The sequence below is a fragment of the Maribacter sp. MS6 genome (assembly GCF_056839185.1).
In genome coordinates, this window is sequence record NZ_CM166389.1 from 1 (window position 1) to 23,660 (window position 23,660).

General features: G+C 38.0%; 25 protein-coding genes. 15 read left to right on the forward strand and 10 right to left on the reverse strand.

The features are described from left to right. From dnaA to MS6x_RS00015, 3 genes are read left to right on the forward strand one after another with little or no spacing between them, the layout of a single operon-like run. Entirely contained in the window at nucleotides 1-1,425 is a 1,425-nt protein-coding gene (gene dnaA, locus MS6x_RS00005; RefSeq protein WP_482604526.1) for a chromosomal replication initiator protein DnaA, read from the forward strand. Between the two features lie 7 nt (nucleotides 1,426-1,432). Next, a complete protein-coding gene (locus tag MS6x_RS00010; protein ID WP_482604528.1) occupies nucleotides 1,433-1,882 on the forward strand; it encodes a low molecular weight protein-tyrosine-phosphatase in 450 nt (149 codons plus the stop codon). Nucleotides 1,883-1,904: 22 nt separating this feature from the next. Further along, complete coding sequence (locus MS6x_RS00015; RefSeq protein ID WP_482604530.1) at nucleotides 1,905-2,615, forward strand: SAM-dependent methyltransferase; 711 nt, start codon at nucleotides 1,905-1,907, stop codon at nucleotides 2,613-2,615. Nucleotides 2,616-2,667: 52 nt separating this feature from the next. Here MS6x_RS00015 and MS6x_RS00020 read toward each other — a convergent pair whose 3' ends face one another. From MS6x_RS00020 to dapF, 4 genes are all read right to left on the reverse strand, one after another. Then, nucleotides 2,668-3,297, reverse strand: a complete 630-nt coding sequence (locus tag MS6x_RS00020; RefSeq protein ID WP_482604532.1) for a hypothetical protein — start codon at nucleotides 3,295-3,297, stop codon at nucleotides 2,668-2,670. Nucleotides 3,298-3,440: 143 nt separating this feature from the next. Continuing rightward, a complete protein-coding gene (mltG, locus tag MS6x_RS00025) occupies nucleotides 3,441-4,484 on the reverse strand; it encodes an endolytic transglycosylase MltG (protein WP_482604534.1) in 1,044 nt (347 codons plus the stop codon). Then, a complete protein-coding gene (locus MS6x_RS00030) occupies nucleotides 4,484-5,008 on the reverse strand; it encodes a GNAT family N-acetyltransferase (protein ID WP_482604536.1) in 525 nt (174 codons plus the stop codon). The genes mltG and MS6x_RS00030 overlap by 1 nt, the downstream gene beginning before the upstream one ends. Next, nucleotides 4,996-5,778 (reverse strand): diaminopimelate epimerase, encoded by a 783-nt coding sequence (gene dapF / locus MS6x_RS00035; protein ID WP_482604538.1) that lies wholly within the window; start codon nucleotides 5,776-5,778, stop codon nucleotides 4,996-4,998. The genes MS6x_RS00030 and dapF overlap by 13 nt, the downstream gene beginning before the upstream one ends. A gap of 131 nt (nucleotides 5,779-5,909) precedes the next feature. On the opposite strand from dapF, the gene MS6x_RS00040 reads away from it, so the two are divergent. The 10 genes from MS6x_RS00040 to MS6x_RS00085 all read left to right on the forward strand — a co-directional run bounded on the left by MS6x_RS00040 (nucleotide 5,910) and on the right by MS6x_RS00085 (nucleotide 17,756). Then, nucleotides 5,910-7,307 (forward strand): S1C family serine protease, encoded by a 1,398-nt coding sequence (locus tag MS6x_RS00040; protein WP_482604540.1) that lies wholly within the window; start codon nucleotides 5,910-5,912, stop codon nucleotides 7,305-7,307. 123 nt (nucleotides 7,308-7,430) lie between these two features. Then, nucleotides 7,431-8,879 carry a glyceraldehyde-3-phosphate dehydrogenase gene (locus tag MS6x_RS00045; RefSeq protein WP_482604541.1) on the forward strand — a complete coding sequence of 483 codons (1,449 nt, stop codon included), beginning with the start codon at nucleotides 7,431-7,433 and terminating at the stop codon, nucleotides 8,877-8,879. A 140-nt stretch (nucleotides 8,880-9,019) separates the two neighbouring features. Next, the gene (locus MS6x_RS00050) at nucleotides 9,020-9,634 is read left to right on the forward strand and encodes a tRNA (guanine-N1)-methyltransferase (RefSeq protein ID WP_482604543.1); all 615 of its coding nucleotides are present in this window, start codon (nucleotides 9,020-9,022) and stop codon (nucleotides 9,632-9,634) included. 35 nt (nucleotides 9,635-9,669) lie between these two features. Then, on the forward strand, nucleotides 9,670-10,113 hold the full coding sequence (locus tag MS6x_RS00055) for a GNAT family N-acetyltransferase (RefSeq protein ID WP_482604544.1): 444 nt from the start codon (nucleotides 9,670-9,672) through the stop codon (nucleotides 10,111-10,113). 17 nt (nucleotides 10,114-10,130) lie between these two features. Then, entirely contained in the window at nucleotides 10,131-10,805 is a 675-nt protein-coding gene (gene trmD, locus MS6x_RS00060; RefSeq protein ID WP_482604546.1) for a tRNA (guanosine(37)-N1)-methyltransferase TrmD, read from the forward strand. A 143-nt stretch (nucleotides 10,806-10,948) separates the two neighbouring features. After that, a complete protein-coding gene (gene rplS / locus MS6x_RS00065) occupies nucleotides 10,949-11,299 on the forward strand; it encodes a 50S ribosomal protein L19 (protein WP_482604548.1) in 351 nt (116 codons plus the stop codon). 636 nt (nucleotides 11,300-11,935) lie between these two features. Beyond that, a complete protein-coding gene (locus MS6x_RS00070) occupies nucleotides 11,936-14,155 on the forward strand; it encodes an NADP-dependent isocitrate dehydrogenase (RefSeq protein WP_482604550.1) in 2,220 nt (739 codons plus the stop codon). A gap of 117 nt (nucleotides 14,156-14,272) precedes the next feature. Continuing rightward, nucleotides 14,273-16,648, forward strand: a complete 2,376-nt coding sequence (locus MS6x_RS00075) for a TonB-dependent receptor (protein ID WP_482604552.1) — start codon at nucleotides 14,273-14,275, stop codon at nucleotides 16,646-16,648. 4 nt (nucleotides 16,649-16,652) lie between these two features. Then, nucleotides 16,653-17,489 (forward strand): DUF4249 family protein, encoded by an 837-nt coding sequence (locus MS6x_RS00080; RefSeq protein WP_482604554.1) that lies wholly within the window; start codon nucleotides 16,653-16,655, stop codon nucleotides 17,487-17,489. 33 nt (nucleotides 17,490-17,522) lie between these two features. Then, nucleotides 17,523-17,756, forward strand: a complete 234-nt coding sequence (locus MS6x_RS00085; RefSeq protein WP_482604556.1) for a DUF6095 family protein — start codon at nucleotides 17,523-17,525, stop codon at nucleotides 17,754-17,756. Here MS6x_RS00085 and MS6x_RS00090 read toward each other — a convergent pair. Then, a complete protein-coding gene (locus MS6x_RS00090; RefSeq protein WP_482604558.1) occupies nucleotides 17,753-18,448 on the reverse strand; it encodes a DUF4294 domain-containing protein in 696 nt (231 codons plus the stop codon). The genes MS6x_RS00085 and MS6x_RS00090 overlap by 4 nt on opposite strands. Nucleotides 18,449-18,552: 104 nt before the next feature. Between MS6x_RS00090 and MS6x_RS00095 the strand changes: the two genes are divergently transcribed. Beyond that, nucleotides 18,553-19,641 (forward strand): M42 family metallopeptidase, encoded by a 1,089-nt coding sequence (locus MS6x_RS00095; RefSeq protein WP_482604560.1) that lies wholly within the window; start codon nucleotides 18,553-18,555, stop codon nucleotides 19,639-19,641. A gap of 36 nt (nucleotides 19,642-19,677) precedes the next feature. Further along, nucleotides 19,678-20,226 carry an NUDIX hydrolase gene (locus MS6x_RS00100; protein WP_482604562.1) on the forward strand — a complete coding sequence of 183 codons (549 nt, stop codon included), beginning with the start codon at nucleotides 19,678-19,680 and terminating at the stop codon, nucleotides 20,224-20,226. Here MS6x_RS00100 and hisS read toward each other — a convergent pair. From hisS to rpsF, 5 genes are all read right to left on the reverse strand, one after another. Then, a complete protein-coding gene (gene hisS, locus MS6x_RS00105; protein ID WP_482604564.1) occupies nucleotides 20,221-21,597 on the reverse strand; it encodes a histidine--tRNA ligase in 1,377 nt (458 codons plus the stop codon). The two genes, MS6x_RS00100 and hisS, sit on opposite strands and share 6 nt — an antisense overlap. A gap of 194 nt (nucleotides 21,598-21,791) precedes the next feature. Beyond that, nucleotides 21,792-22,265, reverse strand: coding sequence for a DUF6495 family protein (locus MS6x_RS00110; RefSeq protein ID WP_482604566.1), 474 nt, complete (start codon nucleotides 22,263-22,265; stop codon nucleotides 21,792-21,794). 63 nt (nucleotides 22,266-22,328) lie between these two features. Beyond that, on the reverse strand, nucleotides 22,329-22,781 hold the full coding sequence (gene rplI / locus MS6x_RS00115) for a 50S ribosomal protein L9 (RefSeq protein ID WP_482604568.1): 453 nt from the start codon (nucleotides 22,779-22,781) through the stop codon (nucleotides 22,329-22,331). Between the two features lie 14 nt (nucleotides 22,782-22,795). Continuing rightward, nucleotides 22,796-23,092, reverse strand: a complete 297-nt coding sequence (rpsR, locus tag MS6x_RS00120; RefSeq protein WP_027075749.1) for a 30S ribosomal protein S18 — start codon at nucleotides 23,090-23,092, stop codon at nucleotides 22,796-22,798. 5 nt (nucleotides 23,093-23,097) lie between these two features. After that, nucleotides 23,098-23,442 (reverse strand): 30S ribosomal protein S6, encoded by a 345-nt coding sequence (gene rpsF / locus MS6x_RS00125; RefSeq protein WP_482604570.1) that lies wholly within the window; start codon nucleotides 23,440-23,442, stop codon nucleotides 23,098-23,100. Nucleotides 23,443-23,660: the final 218 nt, after the last annotated feature.

The window sequence follows — 23,660 nt, forward strand, 5'->3', positions numbered from 1 at the left end:
ATGAATGTTACTGCTAATTCCGTCTGGAAAAATTGTATGGTATTTATACAGGATAATATCCAACCGCAGGCATTTAAAACTTGGTTCGAACCTATTAAACCAGTAAAGCTTACAGAAAATGCTCTGAGCATTCAAGTCCCGAGCAAGTTCTTTTATGAATGGTTAGAAGAACATTATGTTAAACTATTAAAAGTTGCCCTTACCAAGGAATTGGGTGAGTCGGCAAAATTGGTCTATATCATTCGTATGGAGAACACGTACGGAAATAAGGAGCCCTTTACTGAAAAAATCCCTAGTTCCAATCGTGGGAATATGGTACCACAAGAAATGGATGTTCCTGTTAAATCTAAAAATCCGGAACTACGCAATCCTTTTGTTATTCCGGGAATTAGAAATATTAAGATAGAATCGCAGCTAAACCCCAATTATAATTTTGATAATTTTTTAGAAGGAGATTCCAATAGGTTAGCGCGTTCTGCAGGTATGGCCGTTGCCAACAAACCAGGTGGTACATCTTTTAATCCATTATTGGTTTTTGGTGGAGTAGGTTTAGGAAAAACACATTTGGCCCACGCAATAGGTGTCGAAATAAAGGATAAATATCCTGAGAGAACAGTTCTTTATATTTCGGCAGAAAAATTCACACAACAGTATATAGAATCCGTTAAGAAGAATACACGGAATGATTTTATTCATTTCTACCAACTCATTGACGTACTTATCATTGATGACGTACAGTTCCTTTCGGGGAAGTCTGGCACCCAAGATGTTTTCTTTCATATTTTCAACCATTTGCACCAAAATGGTAAACAGGTCATCCTTACTTCTGACAAGGCACCTGTAGATATGCAGGATATTGAGCAGCGTTTATTGTCAAGATTCAAATGGGGACTCTCAGCTGAATTACAGACCCCTGATTACGAAACGCGTATTTCTATACTTAACAATAAGCTTTACCGGGATGGCGTGGAAATGCCAGAAGAAATTATAGAATACGTTGCAAAGCATATTAAGACAAATATTAGGGAATTAGAGGGTGCCATAATATCATTGATTGCACAATCTACGCTGAACAAGCGAGAAGTCACTATTGAACTTGCACAGCAAGTGGTAGAAAAATTTGTAAAAAATACCAAACGAGAAGTTTCCATCGATTACATTCAAAAAGTAGTTTCTGATTACTTTGAAATGGATGTAGCCACCTTACAGTCAAAAACAAGAAAGAGGCATATTGTACAAGCGAGACAATTGGCTATGTTTTTTGCAAAAAAATTCACCAAGGCGTCTTTGGCAAGTATAGGGTCGCAAATAGGTAAACGGGATCATGCTACGGTACTGCACGCTTGTAAAACAGTAGACAACCTAGCCGAAACCGATAAGCAGTTTCGAAAGTACATAGACGACCTTACTAAAAAATTCTCGTAAGAACTACATGAAAACAAAGGTGTTAATGGTATGCCTAGGAAACATCTGCAGGTCCCCATTGGCCGAAGGTATTCTCCAAAGTAAAGTTAATCCTGAAACCGTTTTTGTCGATTCTGCGGGAACCGCTAGTTATCATACGAACAAGCCACCCGACTCTAGATCCATTGATGTTGCCCTTACCCATGGTATAGATATTAGTGCGCAACGCTGCAGGAAATTCAACACTACGGATTTTGAGACGTTTGATCTCATATACGTTATGGACAAGGAAAATTACAATAACGTTCTGAAACTGAGCAGTATTAAAGCACAACGAAACAAAGTAAGGTTATTGTTGAGCGAAATAGATGGAAAGGACAATGAAGTTCCAGATCCTTATTACGGCGGGAAGGACGGATTTGAAAAAGTCTTTAAAATGATAGACAATGCCTGCGAACAAATAGTAAAACGATTGTAACACCTAGCTTATGCGTAATGAAATGAATAAGAAAGGAAAATTATATCTCATACCAACTACATTAGGTGATAGCCCCCCATTGGAAGTACTTCCTATTTCTATAAAAAGAGCTATTGAAAGTATAGACCATTTTGTAGTGGAGAATGAAAAAACAGCACGGCATTTTATTAAGAAAATGAGTCCAAGAAAATCTCAACCTTCCTTGCAATTATTTGTTTTAAACAAATTTACGGAGGCAGCGGAAATTCCCAGCTTTTTAGAACCATGCCTAAACGGATATGATATGGGAATTTTATCTGAAGCCGGATGCCCAGGAATTGCAGACCCTGGCGCAGCTGTCGTAACTCTTGCGCACCAAAAACATATACAGGTAGTTCCTTTGGTTGGCCCCTCCTCTATTGTACTCGCCCTAATGGCCAGTGGATTAAACGGACAGAACTTTGCATTCAATGGTTACCTACCCATAGATGCTACAGAAAGAAGAAAAGAAATAAAAAGATTGGAAAAAAAATCAAGGGACGAACAACAGTCACAAATTTTTATTGAAACCCCTTATAGAAACAACAAGCTACTAGAAGAACTTCATAAATCCCTTGCAGGAACTACGCATATTTGCGTAGCATGCGACCTTACCCTAAGTTCGGAGTTTATAAACACTAGAACTGCATCTGACTGGAAAAAGGAAAACGTAGATCTTCATAAGCGTCCGGCTATTTTTATTATACAAGCATAAAAAAAGCCTGACATTTGTTGTCAGGCTCATCCATGTAGTAGCTTTTATGTCCTTATATTCTTGGGTTTTTTACTGCCTCGATACTTGACATATCGTAACCGGAAAACAACTTCATATAAATGGCAATGTTAGTTCCATAATCATCCATCACATCATTTTTGCCAAAAGAACGTAAATACCGTTTCACATTACCCGCACCGGCTAAATGTGCCGCAGCCAACATACCAGATTCTGTAATCTCTATTCCACGTATTCGTTTACCTACGAATCTTTTTATATCCCTCCTTAGAATCCACTTGTTTCTAGCGATATTAATTTGGAAAACTTTCTCCTGTAAAACAGGATCTTTTAAAAACTGCTGGTCGTCTTTTACTCCCATAAGCTCTAAGGTACTCATGCCAAACTGATATTTGCCTAGATATCCAAAAGTATTTACCGCAAAGTAATTTCCTTTGGATTCCTTAAAGGCTAAAGCCTCTTTAAATCCAGTAAAATCAGTTCCCGCAAAGGGAGGCACTATTTCAATTTTAGTCATAGCAGTTTTGTCTTTGGGAAACAGAACTACAGTAGGTTGCTTTACTTTAAGTGGTTCAGGAACAGATACCTTAAAAGGACTAAATCCAAAACCGGATAAAATAAATGTCACGATAAGAGGACAACAAATAATTATCCATCTTTTCATATTACAGATTTCTTAAGACTTACAGCAAAAGGCTTGCTTAAATTTCCGAGGACAAAGTTAGACGGTAAAGTAATTTGTTATGGCAAGGTTATGTTAAAACTATACAGGAATAGTTAACATGTCTTAAAATTCCGACAATAAACCTATCTCTTAATTTTTTGGGCGTTTATCCATCGGACGTACTGCACTTTATTTCGGCTGTGCTGCGCCAAGTCTTTCGCAAACATATGATATCCAAAATTCTCTACATTGGCCACCATATAATAATAATTGTGCTTTTCGGGGTTCAAAACGCCATCTATGGCGCTAATATCTGGCATAGTTATAGGTCCGGGTGGCAATCCGGAGTATTTATATGTATTATAAGGGGATTCAACCTCTAAATCCTTATACAATACTCGTTTAATAATTGTATCATAGTTTCCGGTCTCCTTTTTTATAGCAAAAATGACCGTAGGGTCCGCCTGTAACAGCATTCCGGTTCTTAATCGGTTTAAGTACAATCCTGCTACTTTTGGTCTTTCATCAATTTTCGCAGTTTCCTTATGAACGATAGATGCCAAGGTTACTACCTCGCAAGGAGTTAAGTCTAAAGCTTTAGCCTTTAATTTTCGCTCATCGCTCCAAAATCGGTTATATTCCTTTACCATTCTTGATCTAAAATCCTCAGCACTGGTATTCCAGAAGAATTCATAACTGTTGGGCACGTATAGTGCTAGACCGGTTTCCAAGTTTAAGTTGTTCTCCGCTAAAAACTTCTTATCCGTAAAAGCATTGTGTAGGCTAATACTATCCGCTTCTATCTGAACAGAAATCCTTCCCGCAAGATCTGCCAAAGTCTCTTGATTGTTAAAAGCCACTTTTACCGGCAAATTACCTATCCTAAGGGCATTAATGATTTCATTATTATTCATTCCCTTGAGCAATCGGTACTTACCCCCTTTTATATTTTCAATATATCCCTTTTTGTCTGCTGCAAATTCAAAGACATCTAAATCCTGCACCAAAGGCTCAAGACCTTTCTTTACTTCGGCAAATGATGCATCAGTAGGAATATAAACAAAAGCTTCCTTCTCTTTAAACTCGGTATTCGGTGTGAAGAAAGTGCCATAGACCATGTATGAAAAAATACCCCCAACCACAAGACCGACCAAAACGATACCCAGTAAAATTTTCTTAAGACTCATTACTTATTGATTTTTTGAAATAGCACTTCGTTTTTATACTGTCCGTTACTACTAATCCAATCCCTTTTTACACCAACTTTTACAAAACCCAGCTTTTGGAACAAATAGGTAGCTCGTTGGTTTTCTTCCAGGATATTAGCGTATAGCTGTTTCAGCTCTAATGTCCTAAACGCATAATCACAAAGTAAGGTTATGGCCTCTGCTCCTATACCCTTGTTCCTATCCATGTCCTTTACGATAACAATTCCAACTCCGGCACGCTTATGTTTTGGGTCAAAATCAAATAAGTCGATTAAGCCCAAACTGTTCCCATCAGTTGCACAAATGACCAACCGGAGTTGTTTTACCTCATATATATCTCTGTGGGCATTCTCCAAGTAAAATTGTAATACACTTTTAGAATAAGGTGTAACCGTACCGCTTATCTCCCAAATTAGCGGGTTATTTTCCAATTCATATAAAAATTGTAAATCTTCCTTTTCTAAGGCTCTTAAAAATAAATTTTTCCCTTTTAGGAGTTCCATTGTACCTCACCTTTAAAGACCAATTTGGCCTCGCCGATTAAATAAACCTGCTCATAACCCTGATTGGTTGGCGCAAACGTAACCTTGAGCTTACCTCCCAAAGCATTCACGCGTACACTTGTGTTTTTGGTGGTTCCTACATGGTGCATCGCCAAAGCTACTGCGGTAACTCCCGTGCCACAAGAAAGCGTTTCATCTTCCACTCCTCGCTCGTAGGTGCGTACAAAAAACGTTTCGTCGTTAAGGGCTTCAACAAAATTAATATTACTCCCTGCCTGCCCATATAGACCATATCTCAATTTCGCACCTTCCTTTACCACATCAAACTCTGAAAGCTTTGGAACCATTTGAACGTGATGAGGAGAACCGGTGTTTAAAAACAATGCTCCTGGTTTCGCTTTGATTTCCGGAACATCTTGCATTTTAAGATGAACCATCATCCCGTCAATAGTTGCATGGTGCAACCCATCTATTGCCAAAAATGTGGTTTCTTTTTTAATTATTTTCAAATAGTGGGCAAAAGATACAATACAACGACCTCCGTTACCGCACATGGTGCTCTCATTTCCGTCAGAGTTATAGTATATCATTTTAAAATCCGATTTCTCACAATTCTCTAACAGAATTAGTCCGTCTGCACCTACGCCAAACTTTCGATCACATAAAAAGGCAATCAACTCCCTATCCCGACTGGGAAAAAATTCATCACGATTATCGATCATCACAAAATCGTTCCCCGTACCTTGATATTTTAAAAAGCTAATCTTCATTATGGCTTAATATTACCGCAAATATAGGGTTTTAAAAAAGTTTTTTAAGCAGTTAAATTGTCGTTAAAGGCATAGCATCACAGTTAAAATCAATTAATTTTACATAAAACTATATTAAATCTTAGAAACAGATGAAAAAAATTGGAAGCCTACTTTTGGTCTCGGTTTTTGCCGGGGCAATTACCTTGGGAGCTTATAAGCTTCTTTTTGAGAAACCGAATTATGCCATTGTAAACCAAGAAGCAGGTGGCTCACTGGTCAACACAAGTTTTACACCAACATCTGCCAAGGGTGCGGGGATAAACGAGGTCGATTTTACGAATGCAGCAGAAACTACGGTAAACGCTGTAGTACACGTTAAAAACGTAACTCTTAGCAAAGGGCCTACAAGCATGTTCGATTTTTTCTACGGGTCTGGTGGAAGCGTTACGCCACAGGTAGGTACCGGTTCTGGCGTTATAATTTCGCAAGATGGTTATATTGTTACCAATAACCATGTGATTGCGCGGGCAAGTCAATTACAAGTAACACTTAACAACAATAAAACATACGAGGCGGAGCTGATTGGTGCAGACCCAAATTCAGATATCGCTTTGATAAAAATAGAAACAGAAGAAAAATTACCCTACCTAGCCTTCGGTGATTCTGACAATGCCAAAATAGGTGAATGGGTGTTGGCCGTTGGTAACCCCTTTAATCTAACTTCTACGGTTACGGCGGGTATCGTAAGCGCGAAAGCAAGAAGTCTAGACACTAGGACCAATCAATCCTTTATCCAGACAGATGCCGCCGTAAATCCAGGCAACTCTGGTGGTGCTCTTGTAAATACCAATGGCGATCTTATAGGAATCAATACCGCAATCTCATCGCAAACGGGGTCTTACGTAGGTTATTCCTTTGCCGTACCAAGCAACATAGCTAAAAAGGTAGTGGATGACATTATGGAATATGGCAACGTGCAAAAAGGTTTTATCGGAATACGGCCAGCACCGGTAAATACCAAAGATGCATTAGAAAGAGGGATAAGTGATATTGAAGGGGTATATATAGAATATATTGAAGAAGAATCAGGAGCTTATGATGCCGAGCTGAAAGTGGGCGATATCATAAAAAAAGTAGATGAAATCAAGGTTTCTAAATTCCCTGATTTAACAGGTTATTTAGCAACTAAACGGCCTGGCGATACGGTTACAGTTTTGTTGGAAAGGGAAAATGAAACAATGTTGGTGCCCATCACACTTAAAAAACGACAAATGCTTATCGTTCCTGAAATGGGTATGGAGGTTAAAAACCTTACAGAGGAAGATAAGAAGAAGTTCAAAACCAAAAAAGGTGTGAAGATTACCGGAGTTCCAGAGCGTTACAGAGGTTATGGTTTAGCAGGTAAAATAATTCTGCAGGTCGATGATAAGGAAGTAAGCAATATTGATGATGCCTATACCGCCTTTGGCGCCATATCCAGATATGGAAAAACCGTTATTACCATGATCGGCGAAGATGGGGAACGAGAGCGACTCATCTTTCAATAAACAATATTCAGCTAGCTAAAAAAGCGCCTTCAAATGAAGGCGCTTTTTTTTTGAAATACCCATCAACTAAAAGACTGAAAATCTGTAGTTTTGCAACAGATTAAACAACCTATAGCCCATTTTATGTCACATAAGGTATCCTACGAAAAAGAATTGGCTTTCCAGGCAGACCGCCGAAAAGCAACAACCGAATTTATAAAATTGGTCAGCGACCTTTGGTATGACAAATCCATAGAAATAGTATTATTTAAAAATCAGGCAATCGATAAAAATGTAAGCGATATTATTCAATTACACGAGTATGCAGGAGAATTTGTACAAAAACCGATTTCAATCTTCGATTCAGTGGAACTATTGCGAGCAATAAACGATATTAAACTTCCGCCATCTAAACTTGATATTGGAAAGTTGACCTATGAATATCACGCAGATGACAATCATTTTAATAACGTAAAGGCATTTGTTCTAGACAAATTAAAAAATGCTGCAGATATCGCCAGTATAAAACCAAAGGATGTTGTCCTTTATGGTTTTGGTAGAATTGGTCGTTTGCTGGCTAGGGAACTGATGTCCAAAACTGGTAAAGGCAACCAACTAAGATTAAGGGCTATTGTGGTTAGGGGTGCATCGGACGCTAATGTTTTGGAAAAAAGGGCAAGTCTATTACGAACAGATTCTGTGCACGGCACATTTTCGGGAACAGTAAAGGCCGATGTTGAAAATAATGCCCTAATAATCAATGGCACAACAGTACACCTTATAAATTCCAATAATCCTGAAGATATAGATTATACGGCATTTGGAATATCAAATGCTTTAATTATTGATAATACGGGCGCCTTTAGAGATAAGCAGGCGCTTTCCAGGCATTTAATAGCAAAAGGTGCGTCTAAAGTATTGTTGACGGCACCAGGTAAGGAAATTCCAAATATTGTGCATGGGGTGAATCATAAGGAATATGATCCGGATTCTACCAAAATATTCTCAGCAGCTTCCTGCACTACAAATGCAATTACCCCCATCCTTAAAGTTATAGAGGATTCTTTTGAAATTGAAAAAGGACACTTGGAAACCATACATGCTTATACCAATGATCAAAATTTGGTAGATAATATGCATAGTAAATACAGAAGAGGAAGAGCGGCCGGTCTAAATATGGTCCTAACTGAAACCGGTGCTGGAGAAGCGGTATCAAAAGCGCTGCCTTCGTTAAAGGGAAAGCTTACTTCCAACGCAATTCGAGTTCCTGTACCCAACGGATCACTAGCTATTCTAAATTTAGATTTAAAGAATAAAACCTCTTTAAGCGGCGTAAATACCATATTAAAGAAATATGCCCTTGAGGGCGATTTGGTAGAACAAATACAATACTCGTTAAGCAAGGAACTGGTATCCACGGACATCGTAGGCACTTCTGCTCCTGCAATTTACGATAGTAAGGCAACCTTGGTTTCCGGTAACGGAAAAAACCTAATACTTTACATTTGGTATGATAATGAATATGGCTATTCGCATCAAGTGATGCGCTTGGCAAAATATATCTCTAAAGTCCGTAGATATACCTATTATTAAAAAAGAAGTGGTGAAAACATCCTATAAACATGATTTTTACGTACCTAATAAGCATCCTAGGCTTTGGATAAATTTTTTCTTTAATTAATATTAATAAATTACTTTAGTTAACTCTAAATTATACTTTAACACCATTACAAATGAAAATCCCTAGATTACCCTATTTTTTAATTTTCCTACTTACCGTAATTAGTAACTACGCTCAAGAAACTGAAGAAAAACTGTCGCTAGACTCTGGCCCAATTAGCAGTCAATTTGATTATGTTTCAAAAAGGTCAGGGAACTACCGCGCCGATGGGGTACGCTATGAGGTAGTGAAAGAAACTAACTTATACAAATTAAGAAAAAATGTATTGGACTCTCTGGCGGCGATTTCCAAGAAAACTGCTGAACTTAATGCAACCATATCCGAACATGAGACCACGATAACATCCCTTAATAAAAAGTTAGAGGAAACCACCGCTAGTTTAACTACTGTTAGCGCAGAGAAAGACAATATGTCGCTGCTCGGGGCACAAGTATCCAAAGGGACCTACAATATTATCCTATGGACTATCATTGGGATTTTGTTTTTATTTTTGGGACTGTTCATTTATAGGTTTAGAAACAGTAATATCCTAACACAAGAAGCCAAACAGAATCTTTCTGAGTTAGAATTGGAATATGAAGACCACCGAAGAAGGGCCTTAGAACGGGAGCAAAAAATCAGTAGACAACTGCAAGACGAACGAAACAAGCAAAAAAAAACAAAATAACGTAGCAACTCCCAAAACGGGAGTTGTTTATTTTTATGATAACTATAAAACAAGCCACAGAAAAAGAAGTAGATGATATCCTACCGCTATTCAATGCATATCGACTTTTTTACGGCCAACCTGTACAACGTGCGGAAGCTTTAAGTTTTATAAAAGATAGACTAATAAAGCAAGAGTCTATTATATTCATTACCTATCAAGATAACGTTCCTGTAGGGTTTACACAGTTATACCCTACGTTTTCATCGGTATCGTTAAAAGCAACTTTAATCCTAAATGACCTCTATGTTCACGAAGCATACCGCAATACAGGTGTCGCCAAAGCATTACTAAATAGAGCCAAAACCTACTGCAACCACAATAATTATAAAGGCCTCGCTTTGGAAACCGCAACGGATAACCCTGCCCAATATTTATATGAAAAATTGGGTTGGGAAAAAGATGTACATTGTTTTCATTACTTTTGGAGGGCTACATAAATAAGGTAAAACCAGCGATGAGAATAGATATCATAACCGTTCTTCCCGAACTGCTAAAAAGTCCGTTTGAGGCATCTATATTAAAAAGAGCTATTGAAAAAGACTTGGTAGAAGTCCATTTTCATAATATTAGGGATTACACGGACAAAAGCTACAACCAAGTAGATGATTACCAATTTGGAGGTGGCGCAGGAATGGTAATGATGATAGAACCTATAGACAAGTGTATCTCCAAATTAAAATCCGAACGGGACTATGATGAAATAATATATATGACACCCGATGGGGAGACACTCAACCAAAGAACGGCTAACAGGCTATCCCTACAAAAGAATATCATAATTCTTTGCGGACACTACAAAGGCGTAGACCAGCGTGTACGAGACACTTTTATTACAAGAGAGATATCTATAGGAGACTACGTGCTTTCAGGCGGGGAGCTAGGAGCTGCCGTTCTATGCGACACAATTATTAGATTAATACCTGGGGTATTGAATAACGAAACATCAGCATTAACGGATAGTTTTCAGGACGGCTTACTTGCGCCGCCAGTTTATACAAGGCCGGCGGACTATAAGGGGATGAAAGTGCCTGCAATCCTTTTAAGTGGTAATTTTGGAAAGATAGAAGCTTGGCGAGAGGAAAAGGCACAAGAACGTACAGAAAAATTACGACCAGACTTATTGGAATAGCCGACGTATTTTCATTGAATTCAAAAAATAGTGAGAAAATACTTGTAGATTCTAATTTTAGAATTATTTTTGCCCACTGTTAAATCAACCTCTGACGATAATCGTGCATGTTGTTTTGATTTAATTCCAATTTAAACTATACGATGGAATCATTAATTCAATTTGTTCAAGACGAATTTGTAGAAAAAAAAGATTTTCCTAAATTTTCAGCGGGTGATACAATTACTGTGTATTATGAAATTAAGGAAGGTGAAAAAACACGTACACAATTTTTTAAAGGTGTGGTGATACAAAGAAGAGGTTCTGGTTCAACAGAAACATTTACTATTAGAAAAATGTCAGGTACTGTAGGAGTAGAACGTATATTCCCGGTTAACCTGCCAGCATTGCAAAAGATAGAAATCAATAAAAAAGGTAAAGTACGCAGAGCTCGTATCTATTACTTTAGAGAATTGACAGGTAAAAAAGCAAGAATAAAAGAAGTACGTTCTTAAGTGATAACTTCAAAATACACCAAAAGCACCGACTCACTCAGTTGGTGCTTTTTTATGAACAAATGTTAACAACTGGTGTTGATATCATGTTCATTTTTAATAATCCAAAAACACTAGTACCCTCAATTATAATTTTGTAACTTTAAGATGTAGTCAAAATTATATCGACCTGCAAGGTGAAATATAATTTACTATTATATAGTTTACGTTCTTATATTGTTGTTCCATTACAAGTGTAGTTCCATGTTTTAAAAAACAACTACATTTTCGTGTGCGTTTTAGCTAAAAAGGCTGTCGCTTTTTTACTATTATGAATTTATAGGCATAGTATGCTTTATGTAAAGACAACAAAAAGAAATGCATAGTAGTCAACATAGGTTGTCCAACCAAGTGCGAATTGCATTTCAAACGTTGAATTAGTTAAGCAGATGCAATCAATGGTTGCCGTTTTAATGACAGTTAAAACAAACAAAGTCTGTAAACTACTTCTAAAAAGCCATATCAATGTACTCGTACAATGATATGGCTTTTGTTATGATACAACCTAGCTTAAAACCTATAACATTCGACGTTTTGGTATCTAACAAGCCTAGATAATATTGTATCTTTGCTCCGCTTGAAATAAAACCAATACGCATGTCCAAGATTTTTTATACAAAAACTGATGAGGCTCCAGCTTTGGCCACTGAATCTTTTTTACCAATAGTACAATCCTTTACAAGAACTTCCGGCATTGAAATTGAGACAAAAGATATCTCTTTAGCCGGGAGGATAGCCGCTATTTTCCCAGAATATTTAAATGATAGCCAGCGAGTAAGTAATGATTTAGACGAACTTGGAGATATGGCAAAAATGCCACAGGCAAATATTATAAAATTACCTAATATAAGTGCTTCTGTTCCCCAATTAAAAGAAGCTATAGCAGAATTACAATCTAAAGGTTACGCTTTGCCCAATTATCCGGATGACCCTACATCGGATGCTGAAAAAGAAGTTAGGGCCAAGTATGATAAGATAAAGGGAAGTGCCGTAAACCCGGTATTACGAGAAGGTAATTCCGATAGAAGGGCACCACGGGCGGTTAAGAATTATGCAAAGAAAAACCCCCACAAAATGGGTGCTTGGAGTTCAGATTCAAAAACCCATGTAGCCACCATGCAATATGGTGATTTTAAGGCCAACGAAAAATCCTTAACGCTAGGAGACGCAAAGGATATACAAATATCCCTCACTTCAAATCAGAATACCACTTCGGTTTTAAAAGAAAAAATAGCCTTACAAGCTGGAGAAATTATAGATGCCACTGTATTGAGCAAAAAAGCCCTGTTAGCTTTTCTAAGCAATGAGGTAAAAGATGCGAAAGCAAAAGGAGTACTATTTTCGGTACATATGAAAGCAACAATGATGAAGGTTTCGGACCCCATTATCTTTGGGTATGTGGTAGAAACTTTCCTAGCCCCCGTTTTTAAAAGCTATGCTAAAGTTTTTGATGAACTTGGCGTTAATCCCAATTACGGACTTGAAAACCTTTACAGTAAACTTGAAAAGCTTCCACAGAACCAGAAAACTGAAATAGAACAAGCTATTACGGCTACTTTGGAAAATGGACCCGATCTCGCCATGGTGAATTCAGAGAAGGGAATAACCAACCTTCATGTACCTAGCGATGTGATTATAGATGCATCTATGCCTGCTATGATACGTAATTCAGGTCAAATGTGGAATGCCGACGGAAAATCCCAGGATACAAAAGCAGTGATTCCTGATAGCAGTTACGCAGGTATCTATTCCGCTACCATCGATTTTTGTAAAGAACATGGCGCATTCGACCCCACTACTATGGGTACAGTGCCCAATGTGGGGCTTATGGCACAAAAAGCCGAAGAATACGGTTCACATGACAAGACTTTTGAAATAAACGAAAACGGTGTTGTTAAAGTACAAGATCTAGCTACAGGCGAAACGCTTATGGAACACACTGTTGAACGTGGTGACATTTGGCGTATGTGCCAAGTAAAGGACGCTCCAATCCAAGATTGGGTAAAACTTGCTGTATCTAGGGCTAGGGCCACTAAAACTCCCACGATTTTTTGGCTGGATGCCAATAGAGCACACGACGCAGAAGTTATTAAAAAAGTAAATACGTACTTGCCACAACATGATACAAGCGGACTAGACATAAGAATTCTTGCCCCTATTGAGGCTACCATGTTTACCTTAGCGCGTATGAAGGCTGGGAAGGATACTATTTCCGTTTCAGGAAACGTGCTTAGAGATTATTTAACGGATTTATTCCCCATATTGGAAGTAGGCACCAGTGCTAAAATGTTGTCTATTGTTCCGCTGATGAACGGTGGAGGATTATTTGAAACCGGAGCCGGAGGTTCCGCGCCTAAACATGTAGAGCAGTTTTTAGAAGAAGGCCACCTTAGATGGGATTCTTTAGGCGAATTTTTAGCTTTAGGCGTTTCCTTAGAATTTTATGGCGAAAAGAACGGGAATACAAAGGCAAAAGTTCTAGGAGATGCCCTTGATACGGCTACGGAAAAATTTCTTATTAATGATAAATCGCCGTCCAGAAAAGTAAATGAACTAGACACGAGAGGAAGTCATTTTTACTTGGCCATGTACTGGGCAGAAGCTTTGGCCAAACAAAATGAAGATACAGAACTAAAAACAACGTTCACCAAAGTTTTCTCCGAAATACAAAGTAAAGAAGAACAGATTTTGGACGAACTCATTAAGGCGCAGGGAACTTCACAGGATATTGGCGGATATTACAAACCCAATGTTGACTTGGCAGCTACAGCTATGCGACCAAGCGCAACATTCAATGCTATTTTAGAAACAATTTAAAAACAACTTTAAGCGGTACACAAAAGGTCTTCATGTTTGAGGGCCTTTTTTTGATTAAAAAATGTTAAGGTTTACAGCACCTGCTTATTTCTCGTTATTTTTAACAAAAAAGTTTTTATGAAGCAATTTTCAATAGTATCCATGATACTATTCTTCATTTTATCATCGCCAACAGTTGCACAACAAAAATATACCCTCAGTGGTACTATTATAGAAGAAAGCAGTAATGAAACACTCATTGGTGTGACTGTCGCCTTCCCTACATTGGGCACTGGAGTTGTAACCAATGAATATGGCTTTTATTCCATAACAGTTCCCGAAGGCGAGTATGAGGTATTAGTAAACTATTTAGGTTTCGAAGACATAGTCCGTTCTATCACCCTAAATTCCAATACGAAAATAGACTTTAAGCTTGTCGAGGCAGCAGAACAATTGGATGAGGTCGTTGTGACACAAGATGTGGAACGGATGGATATAAGAAAACCACAAATGAGCGTAAATAGCTTATCCGTAGAGACGATTAAAAAGATTCCTGTAATTCTAGGTGAGGCAGATATTATAAAATCGATTCTATTGCTACCTGGCGTTACGAATGCCGGTGAGGGCGCTTCTGGTTTTAATGTTAGGGGAGGTTCGGTAGATCAGAATCTAATTCTTTTGGATGAGGCTATTATTTTTAATTCCTCCCACCTGTTTGGATTCTTTTCCGTTTTTAATCCCGATGCCATTAAGGATATCAAACTATATAAAGGAGGGATTCCCGCCCGTTACGGTGGAAGGGTATCCTCTGTTCTCGATATTTTTCAAAAAGAAGGAAATAGTAAAGCGTTGAAGGTAAACGGTGGTATTGGCGCAGTAGCTAGTAGGCTTTTAATAGAAGGCCCCATAAAAAAGGATAAGGCAGCATTTTTAATAGGCGGCCGTGGTTCCTATGCACACTTGTTCCTTCCTTTATTCGATTTGGACAATACGGCATACTTCTACGACCTAAATACGAAAATCAGTTATAACATAAACGACAAGAACAGTATATTTCTCTCCGGTTATTTTGGGAGGGACGTATTTGGTATCAGTGAGAGTTTTGTAAACACCTACGGTAACGCTGTAGGTAACTTTAGATGGAACCATTTGTTTTCGGATAAATTATTCTCCAACTTATCCCTAATCTATTCCGATTATTATTACGGTTTAAAGCTGGATTTTGTTGGATTTAACTGGAATTCAGGTATCCAAAACTTCAATTTAAAATATGACCTTAAGCATTACCTGAACGATAAATTACAGGTAAATTATGGGGTGAACAACATCTATTATCAATTCAACCCAGGAAAGATAGAGCCCAGCAATAATACATCAGGCATACTAGAAGACCAGCTTACCCAGAAGTATGCCAATGAATTTGCAGCTTATGTAGATATAGAACATAGGGTAACAGATAATCTTAGCTTGGGATATGGACTTCGGTTTAGCAACTTCATGAGACTGGGTCAAGAACAACTCAACGTTTATGAGAATGACAACCCTGTCCGTTTTGATCCCGTGTTATCGATTTACCAAGAAGCAGACCCTATTGAAGTAATAAATCCAGGGAGGGATAGCAATTTAGCAACGTTTAACAACTTTGAGCCACGACTTTCCATGTCGTATACGTTTAACTCCAATAGTTCCGTAAAAGCTAGCTATACCCGCTTAGCTCAATACCTCCATCTACTTTCCAATACCAACTCCCCTACTCCCTTGGACGTATGGACACCTAGTGGGCCTTTTATAGAACCACAACTGTTAGACCAGTACGCTCTTGGTTATTTTAAAAACATAGACAACGGCACCTATTCTTTTGAGACTGAAGTTTTTTATAAAGATGTACAAAATAGAATAGATTATATAGATGGTGCAAACCTCATTGCCAATGATGCTATTGAGCAAGTTATTTTGAATGGGGAAGCTCGTGCCTATGGATTAGAAGTATTGTTTCGGAAAAATGAAGGTAGATTACAAGGTTGGTTGGCCTATACCCTATCTAAATCCGAGCAGCGGACACCGGGCAGAACAGCTATGGAAACCGGTATTAACTTTGGAGAATGGTATAACACTCCTTATGATAAACCGCATGACCTTTCATTATTTGCGAGTTACGATCTTAATGAAAAATGGAGTATCAATAGTAACTTTGTCTACCAGACTGGCCAGCCTACCAACTTTCCTATCGGACAATTTGAATTTCAAGGTTTAACGGTTCCCTATTTTGGTTTAAGAAATGAGCAGCGGCTACCCGACTACCATAGAATAGATGTATCTGCGACCTTAAGGCCAAAAAAGAACAAAAAAAGGAAAATGCAAGGAGAGTGGGTATTTAGTATTTATAACCTTTACAACAGAAGAAACGCTGCCTCTATTAATTTTCGTAGAAATCAGGACACTGGCGCAAATGAAGCAGTGAGAACCTCCATTTTTGGACTCGTTCCGGCAGTAACCTATAATTTTAAATTTTAAAAAGATGCAAAAATACATAGTCATACTCGCCAGCTTGTTTATTTTTATTAGCTGTGAAGATGTAATCGATGTGGAACTAGATACGGAACCACCCCGCTTAAATATTGATGCCATCATTCGCTTAGACACCAGCGAAAGCACAACAACAGCAACCGTCAAGGTGGGACTGAGTAGTTCATTTTTCGAAGAAAACCAAGCCATTACCGTTGATCGAATAAGTATTGAGAACGCTGATTATGAAGGAATTGATATGGCGGCCCAAAATATTTTAGTTTTTAACGAGACGGAAACCGGTGTTTATCAGGCATCCAAGAATACTGATTTCTTTACTTCGGGAGAACTTGTAATGACTATAAACTACAACGATGCTATTTTTTTAGCTAAAACTTCATTTGCACCTTCAGTTCCCTTTGATAGTCTTGTGCAGGGAGATGGCGTACTATTTTCTGGTGACGAAACCGAAATAGTGGTTTCATTTACCGATATTCCGGACCAAGAAAATTTTTATATTTTCGATTTTGACTTCAATGAATATCTCGTTTCGGAAGATGAATTTTATCCAGGTCAACGGTTTGAGTTCTCTTACTTTTATGATGATGTTGAGCCAGGCACAACAATAGATATAAGTATTTTGGGTGCAGATGAAGGTTTTTATAACTATATGAATCAGCTTATTGTTCAATCGGGAGGAAACCAGGGGCCTTTCCAAACTCCTTTGGGAACCGTGAGAGGAAATTTTACAAATGTAACAACAACAAACCAAATAGATCGTAACTTAAACTTTGCTTTGGGCTATTTTGCGGTAGTCCAAGAGTTTAAGGAAAATATAACCATAGAATAAAGTGTATTCCTAATTAATGCTTATGTATATACAATGAAAACCGATAAAGAAATTTTAGTACAAGGCCTAAAGAGGTTGGCCTACACAGTAATGCTTATGTTTTTGGCACCTATAGTACTATGGCAAGCCTTCAAGAATCAGGAGCACCCTTTTTATTGGCCGGTTCTCATTGTTGGTATTATACTCGCTATTGCAGCCGTTACCATGGGTTTTAAGGGTATTTCTACGATTATGGAATCTCTTTTTGGTAAAAAGAAAAAGCATTAGTTGTTTGGAATTTTCCTTATTGGCTTTTTCCATTTGTTGGATAGGTCGGCATAATTATAGTCCAACACACTTTCTTGTCGTTCCAATTTTCCAGAAGAAAAGGCGCGCTGCAGAATATCCTCTATCAGATAGTCTTCTTCTACCAAATCTGGATGAAACTCTTCTTTTATGCTAATTTTGAACATTTTGGCCGTTGTATTGTACCAAAATGCCCGCCAACCATTCCTTAGCTCCTTTACGAGGTCAAAAGAGGTAGTTCCTGTTTGTCTATAAATGAGCTTTACGAGAATCTGCCCTTCGGTTCTGGTCAGTTTTTTTAATTCTTCTGAAAATTCACCTTCTATGTACCGCTGTACTTCTCTAGTATACTTTCGTCGTTTTCGAGGTTTTTTAATTGATTTAAGACTATCGTTTAGTTCAACCAAACGTTCGGCCGCTAACTTGGCGTAGGGATAAACTTTATGTGTTTTTCTTCTTAGAATATAATACCGTAATTTATCCTTGTACGTATCAAATTTCAATTTTCCGAAGACAAAAGTTTCCTGTAAGTCAATAGAACTCCTAAAAACAGAATCACCAGCAACAATAATAAGCTTTTCGGATACTGAGTCCAACACCTGCTCTGGTACTTGAGCCTCAGTCTCTAAAATTCCTAAGAATAGAAATAAATAAAAGATACGTCTATACTTCATGGCAACATAACTACAAATGTCTTGCCAAAATTAACGATAAATAGAGCAGCATAGTATTCAAAAACAAGTGAATATTGTTAAGTTTGTATGCAAATAAACTAGACATGTCAAAAAAAAATATTATCACTAAAAAATCTCTTGATTTTTTTGAAAAATACCTAAATAACGCTTCACCTACGGGATACGAATGGGAAGGTCAAAAAATATGGATGGACTACCTAAAGCCCTATGTAGACACCTTCATCACAGATACTTATGGCACAGCAGTTGGTGTTATTAATCCTGATGCCAAATACAAAGTAGTAATTGAAGGACATTCAGATGAAATATCCTGGTACGTTAATTATATCACTGATAACGGCTTACTTTATGTAATCAGAAACGGTGGTAGCGATCATCAAATTGCACCTTCTAAATGGGTGAACATACATACTAAAAATGGTATCGTAAAAGGCGTTTTTGGATGGCCGGCAATACATACCAGAAAAAATGAAAAGGAGCAACCGCCTAAATTGGATAATATTTTTATTGATATAGGGGCTAAGGACAAGGAGGAAGTAGAGAAAATGGGGGTTCATGTAGGCTGTGTAATAACCTATCCAGATGAATTTCAAGTATTGAACAAGGATAAGTTTGTATGTAGGGCGATAGATAACAGGGCCGGTGGTTTTATGATCGCAGAAGTGGCAAGATTACTGCACGAAAATAAAAAAACGCTGCCTTTTGGACTGTATATCACCAACTCCGTTCAAGAGGAAATTGGGTTGCGAGGCGCTGAAATGATTACCCAAACGATAAAGCCTAACCTTGCCATTATAACGGATGTTTGCCATGATACCACTACGCCTATGATAGAAAAGAAAACACAGGGACACACAGAATTAGGTGCAGGACCAGTGATTTCGTATGCTCCGGCAGTACAGAATAAACTAAGAGAGCGTATTTTGGAAACAGCAGAAGCCAACAAGATTCCTTTTCAACGCATGGCAGCCTCCAGAGCAACAGGTACGGATACAGATGCCTTTGCTTACAGCAACGGTGGCGTTGCATCCGCATTGATATCGCTGCCTTTACGTTATATGCATACAACAGTAGAAACGGTTCATAAAGACGATGTTGAAAACGTAATCCGGTTGATCTATGAAACACTCTTAACAATAAATGAGGGAGAAACCTTCAGTTATTTTGACTAACCCAAACCAAAGCCCTTCTAAAAGGGCTTTTTTTATATGGATGAACTCATAGACATTTTAGATGCTAACGGAAATCCTACCGGAACATCGGAACTAAAATCCAAAGCCCACCGTCTTGGACTTTTTCATGCCACGGTACATATTTGGATGTATACAAATACGGGTATAATCCTATTGCAACAACGAGGACAAAACAAGGATACCTATCCCCTACTTTGGGATGTCTCTGTAGCCGGTCATATAGTTGCTGGAGAAAAAGAAGAATTAGCCGCGATTCGGGAAATCAAGGAAGAAATTGGACTTACCATACAAGAGGAAGCCTTAGAAAAAATTGGTGTTTATAAATCGATGCAAAAACATCATGTCACCTTAATGGATAATGAGTTTCATCATACGTATTTATGCGAACTTAAAGTTCCGCTGAGCCATCTTAAAAAACAAGAAAGTGAAGTGGCCAATATAAAACTACTGGCTTTAGTCGATTTTGAACGGGAATTGGACAGCGATAAATCGGCTAAGCGCTATGTGCCCCATATTCATGGATACTATCAAGAAATTATAGCCACCATTAAATCAAAACTATAGGTCCGCTACAAAGGAGTCGACTTCGTTGATTTTGAATGTTTTCTGTTCCCCAGTTTCCATATTTTTAGCTACAAAAGTGCGATTGCTTAACTCTTCCGCACCCATAAGTATCACATAGGGTACTTTGCGATTGTTCGCATATTTAAACTGTTTCTGAATTTTAGCGTTCGATGGATAAACGTCAGACTTAATTCCTGCTTTACGGAGTTCTGTTGTTAATTTCAAAGCTGCTAGAGATTCTTTTTCTCCAAAATTAAGGCAAAGTACATCCAAGGATTTTTCTAGGGATTCTGGAAACAGATTCAGTTCCTCAAGTACCAAGTAGATGCGATCCAAGCCAAAGGAGATTCCAACACCGCTAACATCCTTGAGTCCAAAAATACCGGTAAGGTCGTCATAGCGGCCTCCACCGCCAATGGAGCCCATCTGAACTCCTGCTGGAGCAGAAACCTCAAAAATAGCTCCCGTGTAATAATTAAGTCCTCGTGCCAAGGTAACATCAATTGCTAAGGTTGCAGATTGCAAGCCTAAGACTGCGACACTCTCGATAATATAACGTAGCTCTTCCACACCTTTCCTTCCTTCTTCAGAATCCTGTAATAGCGTATCAAGGCTTGCTAATTGCTCCGTATTGGTCCCAGTAAGTGTAAATAAGGGGGCAGCCTTTTCAATGGCAGTAGCAGAAATGCCTTTTTCCCGCATTTCTTTTTTTACCCCTTCCTCGCCTATTTTATCTAATTTATCCAAAGCTACCGTAAAATCTACCAACAAATGTTTGGCGCCTATGACATCCGCAATTCCAGATAATACTTTACGATTGTTCAGCTTAATGGTAACACCTTCTAGTCCTAAATTGGTAAAAACGGCGTCGTACAACTGCACTAGTTCTACTTCCTGTAAAAGGGAATCCGAACCCACCACATCTGCATCACATTGAAAAAACTCTCTAAACCTTCCTTTTTGGGGTCTGTCCGCTCGCCACACAGGCTGAATCTGATATCTCTTGAAAGGAAAATCGATTTCGTTCTGGTGCATTACCACATATCGGGCAAAGGGTACCGTTAGATCATAGCGTAGTGCTTTTTCTGTAATCTTTGGTGCTAATGAGCTAGAATTTTTAGAGCTGTAGGTAACATCATCGACTTTACTGATAAAATCCCCGGAATTCAAGATTTTAAAAATCAAACGGTCCCCCTCCTCGCCATACTTGCCTAATAATGTATCTGAATTTTCAAACGACGGGGTTTCAATAGGCAAAAATCCAAAGGTTTGAAAATGATTTTTAACGATATCGAAGATATAGTTACGCTTGCTTATTTCTTGGGGAGTAAAATCCCGGGTTCCTTTTGGTATGGAGGGTTTCTGTGCCATTCGTTCATTTTATCGTTTGTAGCAGGAAAGCGTATACGTCTAGTACCACGAACAAAATTTGTATAATTATCTTAACAAAGATACTCCTCCCCTCTGTCCCCTGCAAAAGTGAAGAAATTTTGTTTTGAAGGAATTAAGATGATTTGGCAACATCAGTTTCCCTTTTGGGGAATTAGAATCCAATAGGGCAGCTATCATGCATCCATCATAGATTCGAACCATAGGTACAATTCTCCTTTGGTAATTACGGCACCTTGTTTAATTAATTGAAACTTATCCAAGTTCTTATCGTCAGCGTAGGCCTTGGCCGCTGTCATGTATTCCACAAAATCCGATTGCCAATTTTTTTTGAACCAGTTAAACCCAATTTCCGTAGTCAAATCAATTTTTGGATTCATCACCTTTACGGCAATGAGTTTCATTTCTTTATCCGTCAATTCAAACAAGTGCATCTGTTGTTCAGAGATATTTTCCAAATACATCACCTTGCTGAGTACGCCTTCCCAAATAAGGTCGCTAAACACATCTACTTCGTCTTCGGCTACTTCTGGGGTATCTTTCTTAATTTTTGCCCACTCATCTCCTGTAATGGACTGGGTAGCCAAAAAGTTAATGAATTCTGGTTCTAATTCTTCCAGTTGTTCTTTTGTAAGTCTTGTATACTTCATAATCATTAAAACAAAATAAGCCCTTCAGAAAACTGAAAGGCTTATGATTCAAAATATTGAAAATTACTTCTGCTCAGCGATTACTTCAAAAGGGAAGTCTACTACTACCTCTCTGTGTAATCTAATCTGTGCGTTATAAGGGCCAGTTCTTTTAACGGAACCACCTTGTATATTAATAAACTTTTTATCAATATCGTGACCTTGTTTTGCAATAGCTTCTGCTAAGTCGGAAACGGTTACCGATCCAAACAATTTGTCACCTGCACCTGTTTTTGCCGCTATTTTAAGTTCCAATTCCTTTAAGGCATCGGCAATCTTGTTAGCAGCATCAACTACTTTCTTTTCCTTGTGCGCTCTTTGTTTCAAATTCTCCGCTAAAACCTTTTTAGCTGAGGATGTTGCCATTGTAGCCAAGCCGTTAGGGATTAGGTAATTTCTACCATAACCATTCTTCACACTTACTACGTCGTCTTTAAAACCTAAGTTTTGTACGTCTTCTTTTAATATAAGCTCCATGATTCTTTCGTCTTTTATTTTAGTAAATCACCAACGTATGGCATTAATGCCAAATGACGTGCTCTTTTAACAGCCTGTGCTACTTTTCGTTGAAACTTCAAAGAAGTTCCTGTAAGCCTTCTAGGTAGTAATTTACCTTGCTCGTTTACCAATTTCATAAGAAAGTCTGCATCCTTGTAATCAACATATTTGATTCCGGATTTTTTAAACCTACAGTATTTCTTTTTGGTGTTGGTTTCAATATTTAATGGAGTTAAATACCTGATTTCCCCATCTTTCTTTCCTTTTGCCTGTTGTTGTAGTGTTGACATAGTACTTAAGCTTTAGCGGTTTTGTTGTTTCTTGCTCTTCTTCTTTCTGCCCATGATACAGCATGTTTGTCCAGTTTAACGGTCAAAAAGCGCATAACACGTTCATCTCTCCTAAACTCTTGTTCATAAGGTAGTACTACCTGACCAAGGTCGATGAATTCGAACAAGTGGTAAAAACCACTTTTTTTGTTTTGGATGGGATAAGCCAATTTCTTTAGGCCCCAATTTTCTTTGGAGACCATTTTGGCTCCATTCTTAATTAAGAAATCTTCAAATTTCTTAACTGTTTCCTCTATCTGTACATCAGATAGAACGGGATTCAAAATGAAAACAGTTTCGTAATGGTTCATATTTATAAATTTTGTTTTAAGGAGTGCAAAAATAGCCATTATTTTAAAATAAGTATAAGAAAAGATAAAAATCTTCGTTATAGCATGGAAGAATATATAAATTGAACAAACCAAATCTTAATCTATTGTCATCGCCATTTACACAATTAACACTACATTGTTTACATCTTTTGTTGCAGTTAGTCGCTATTTTTCGGTACTTTGTCGATGATTTAACC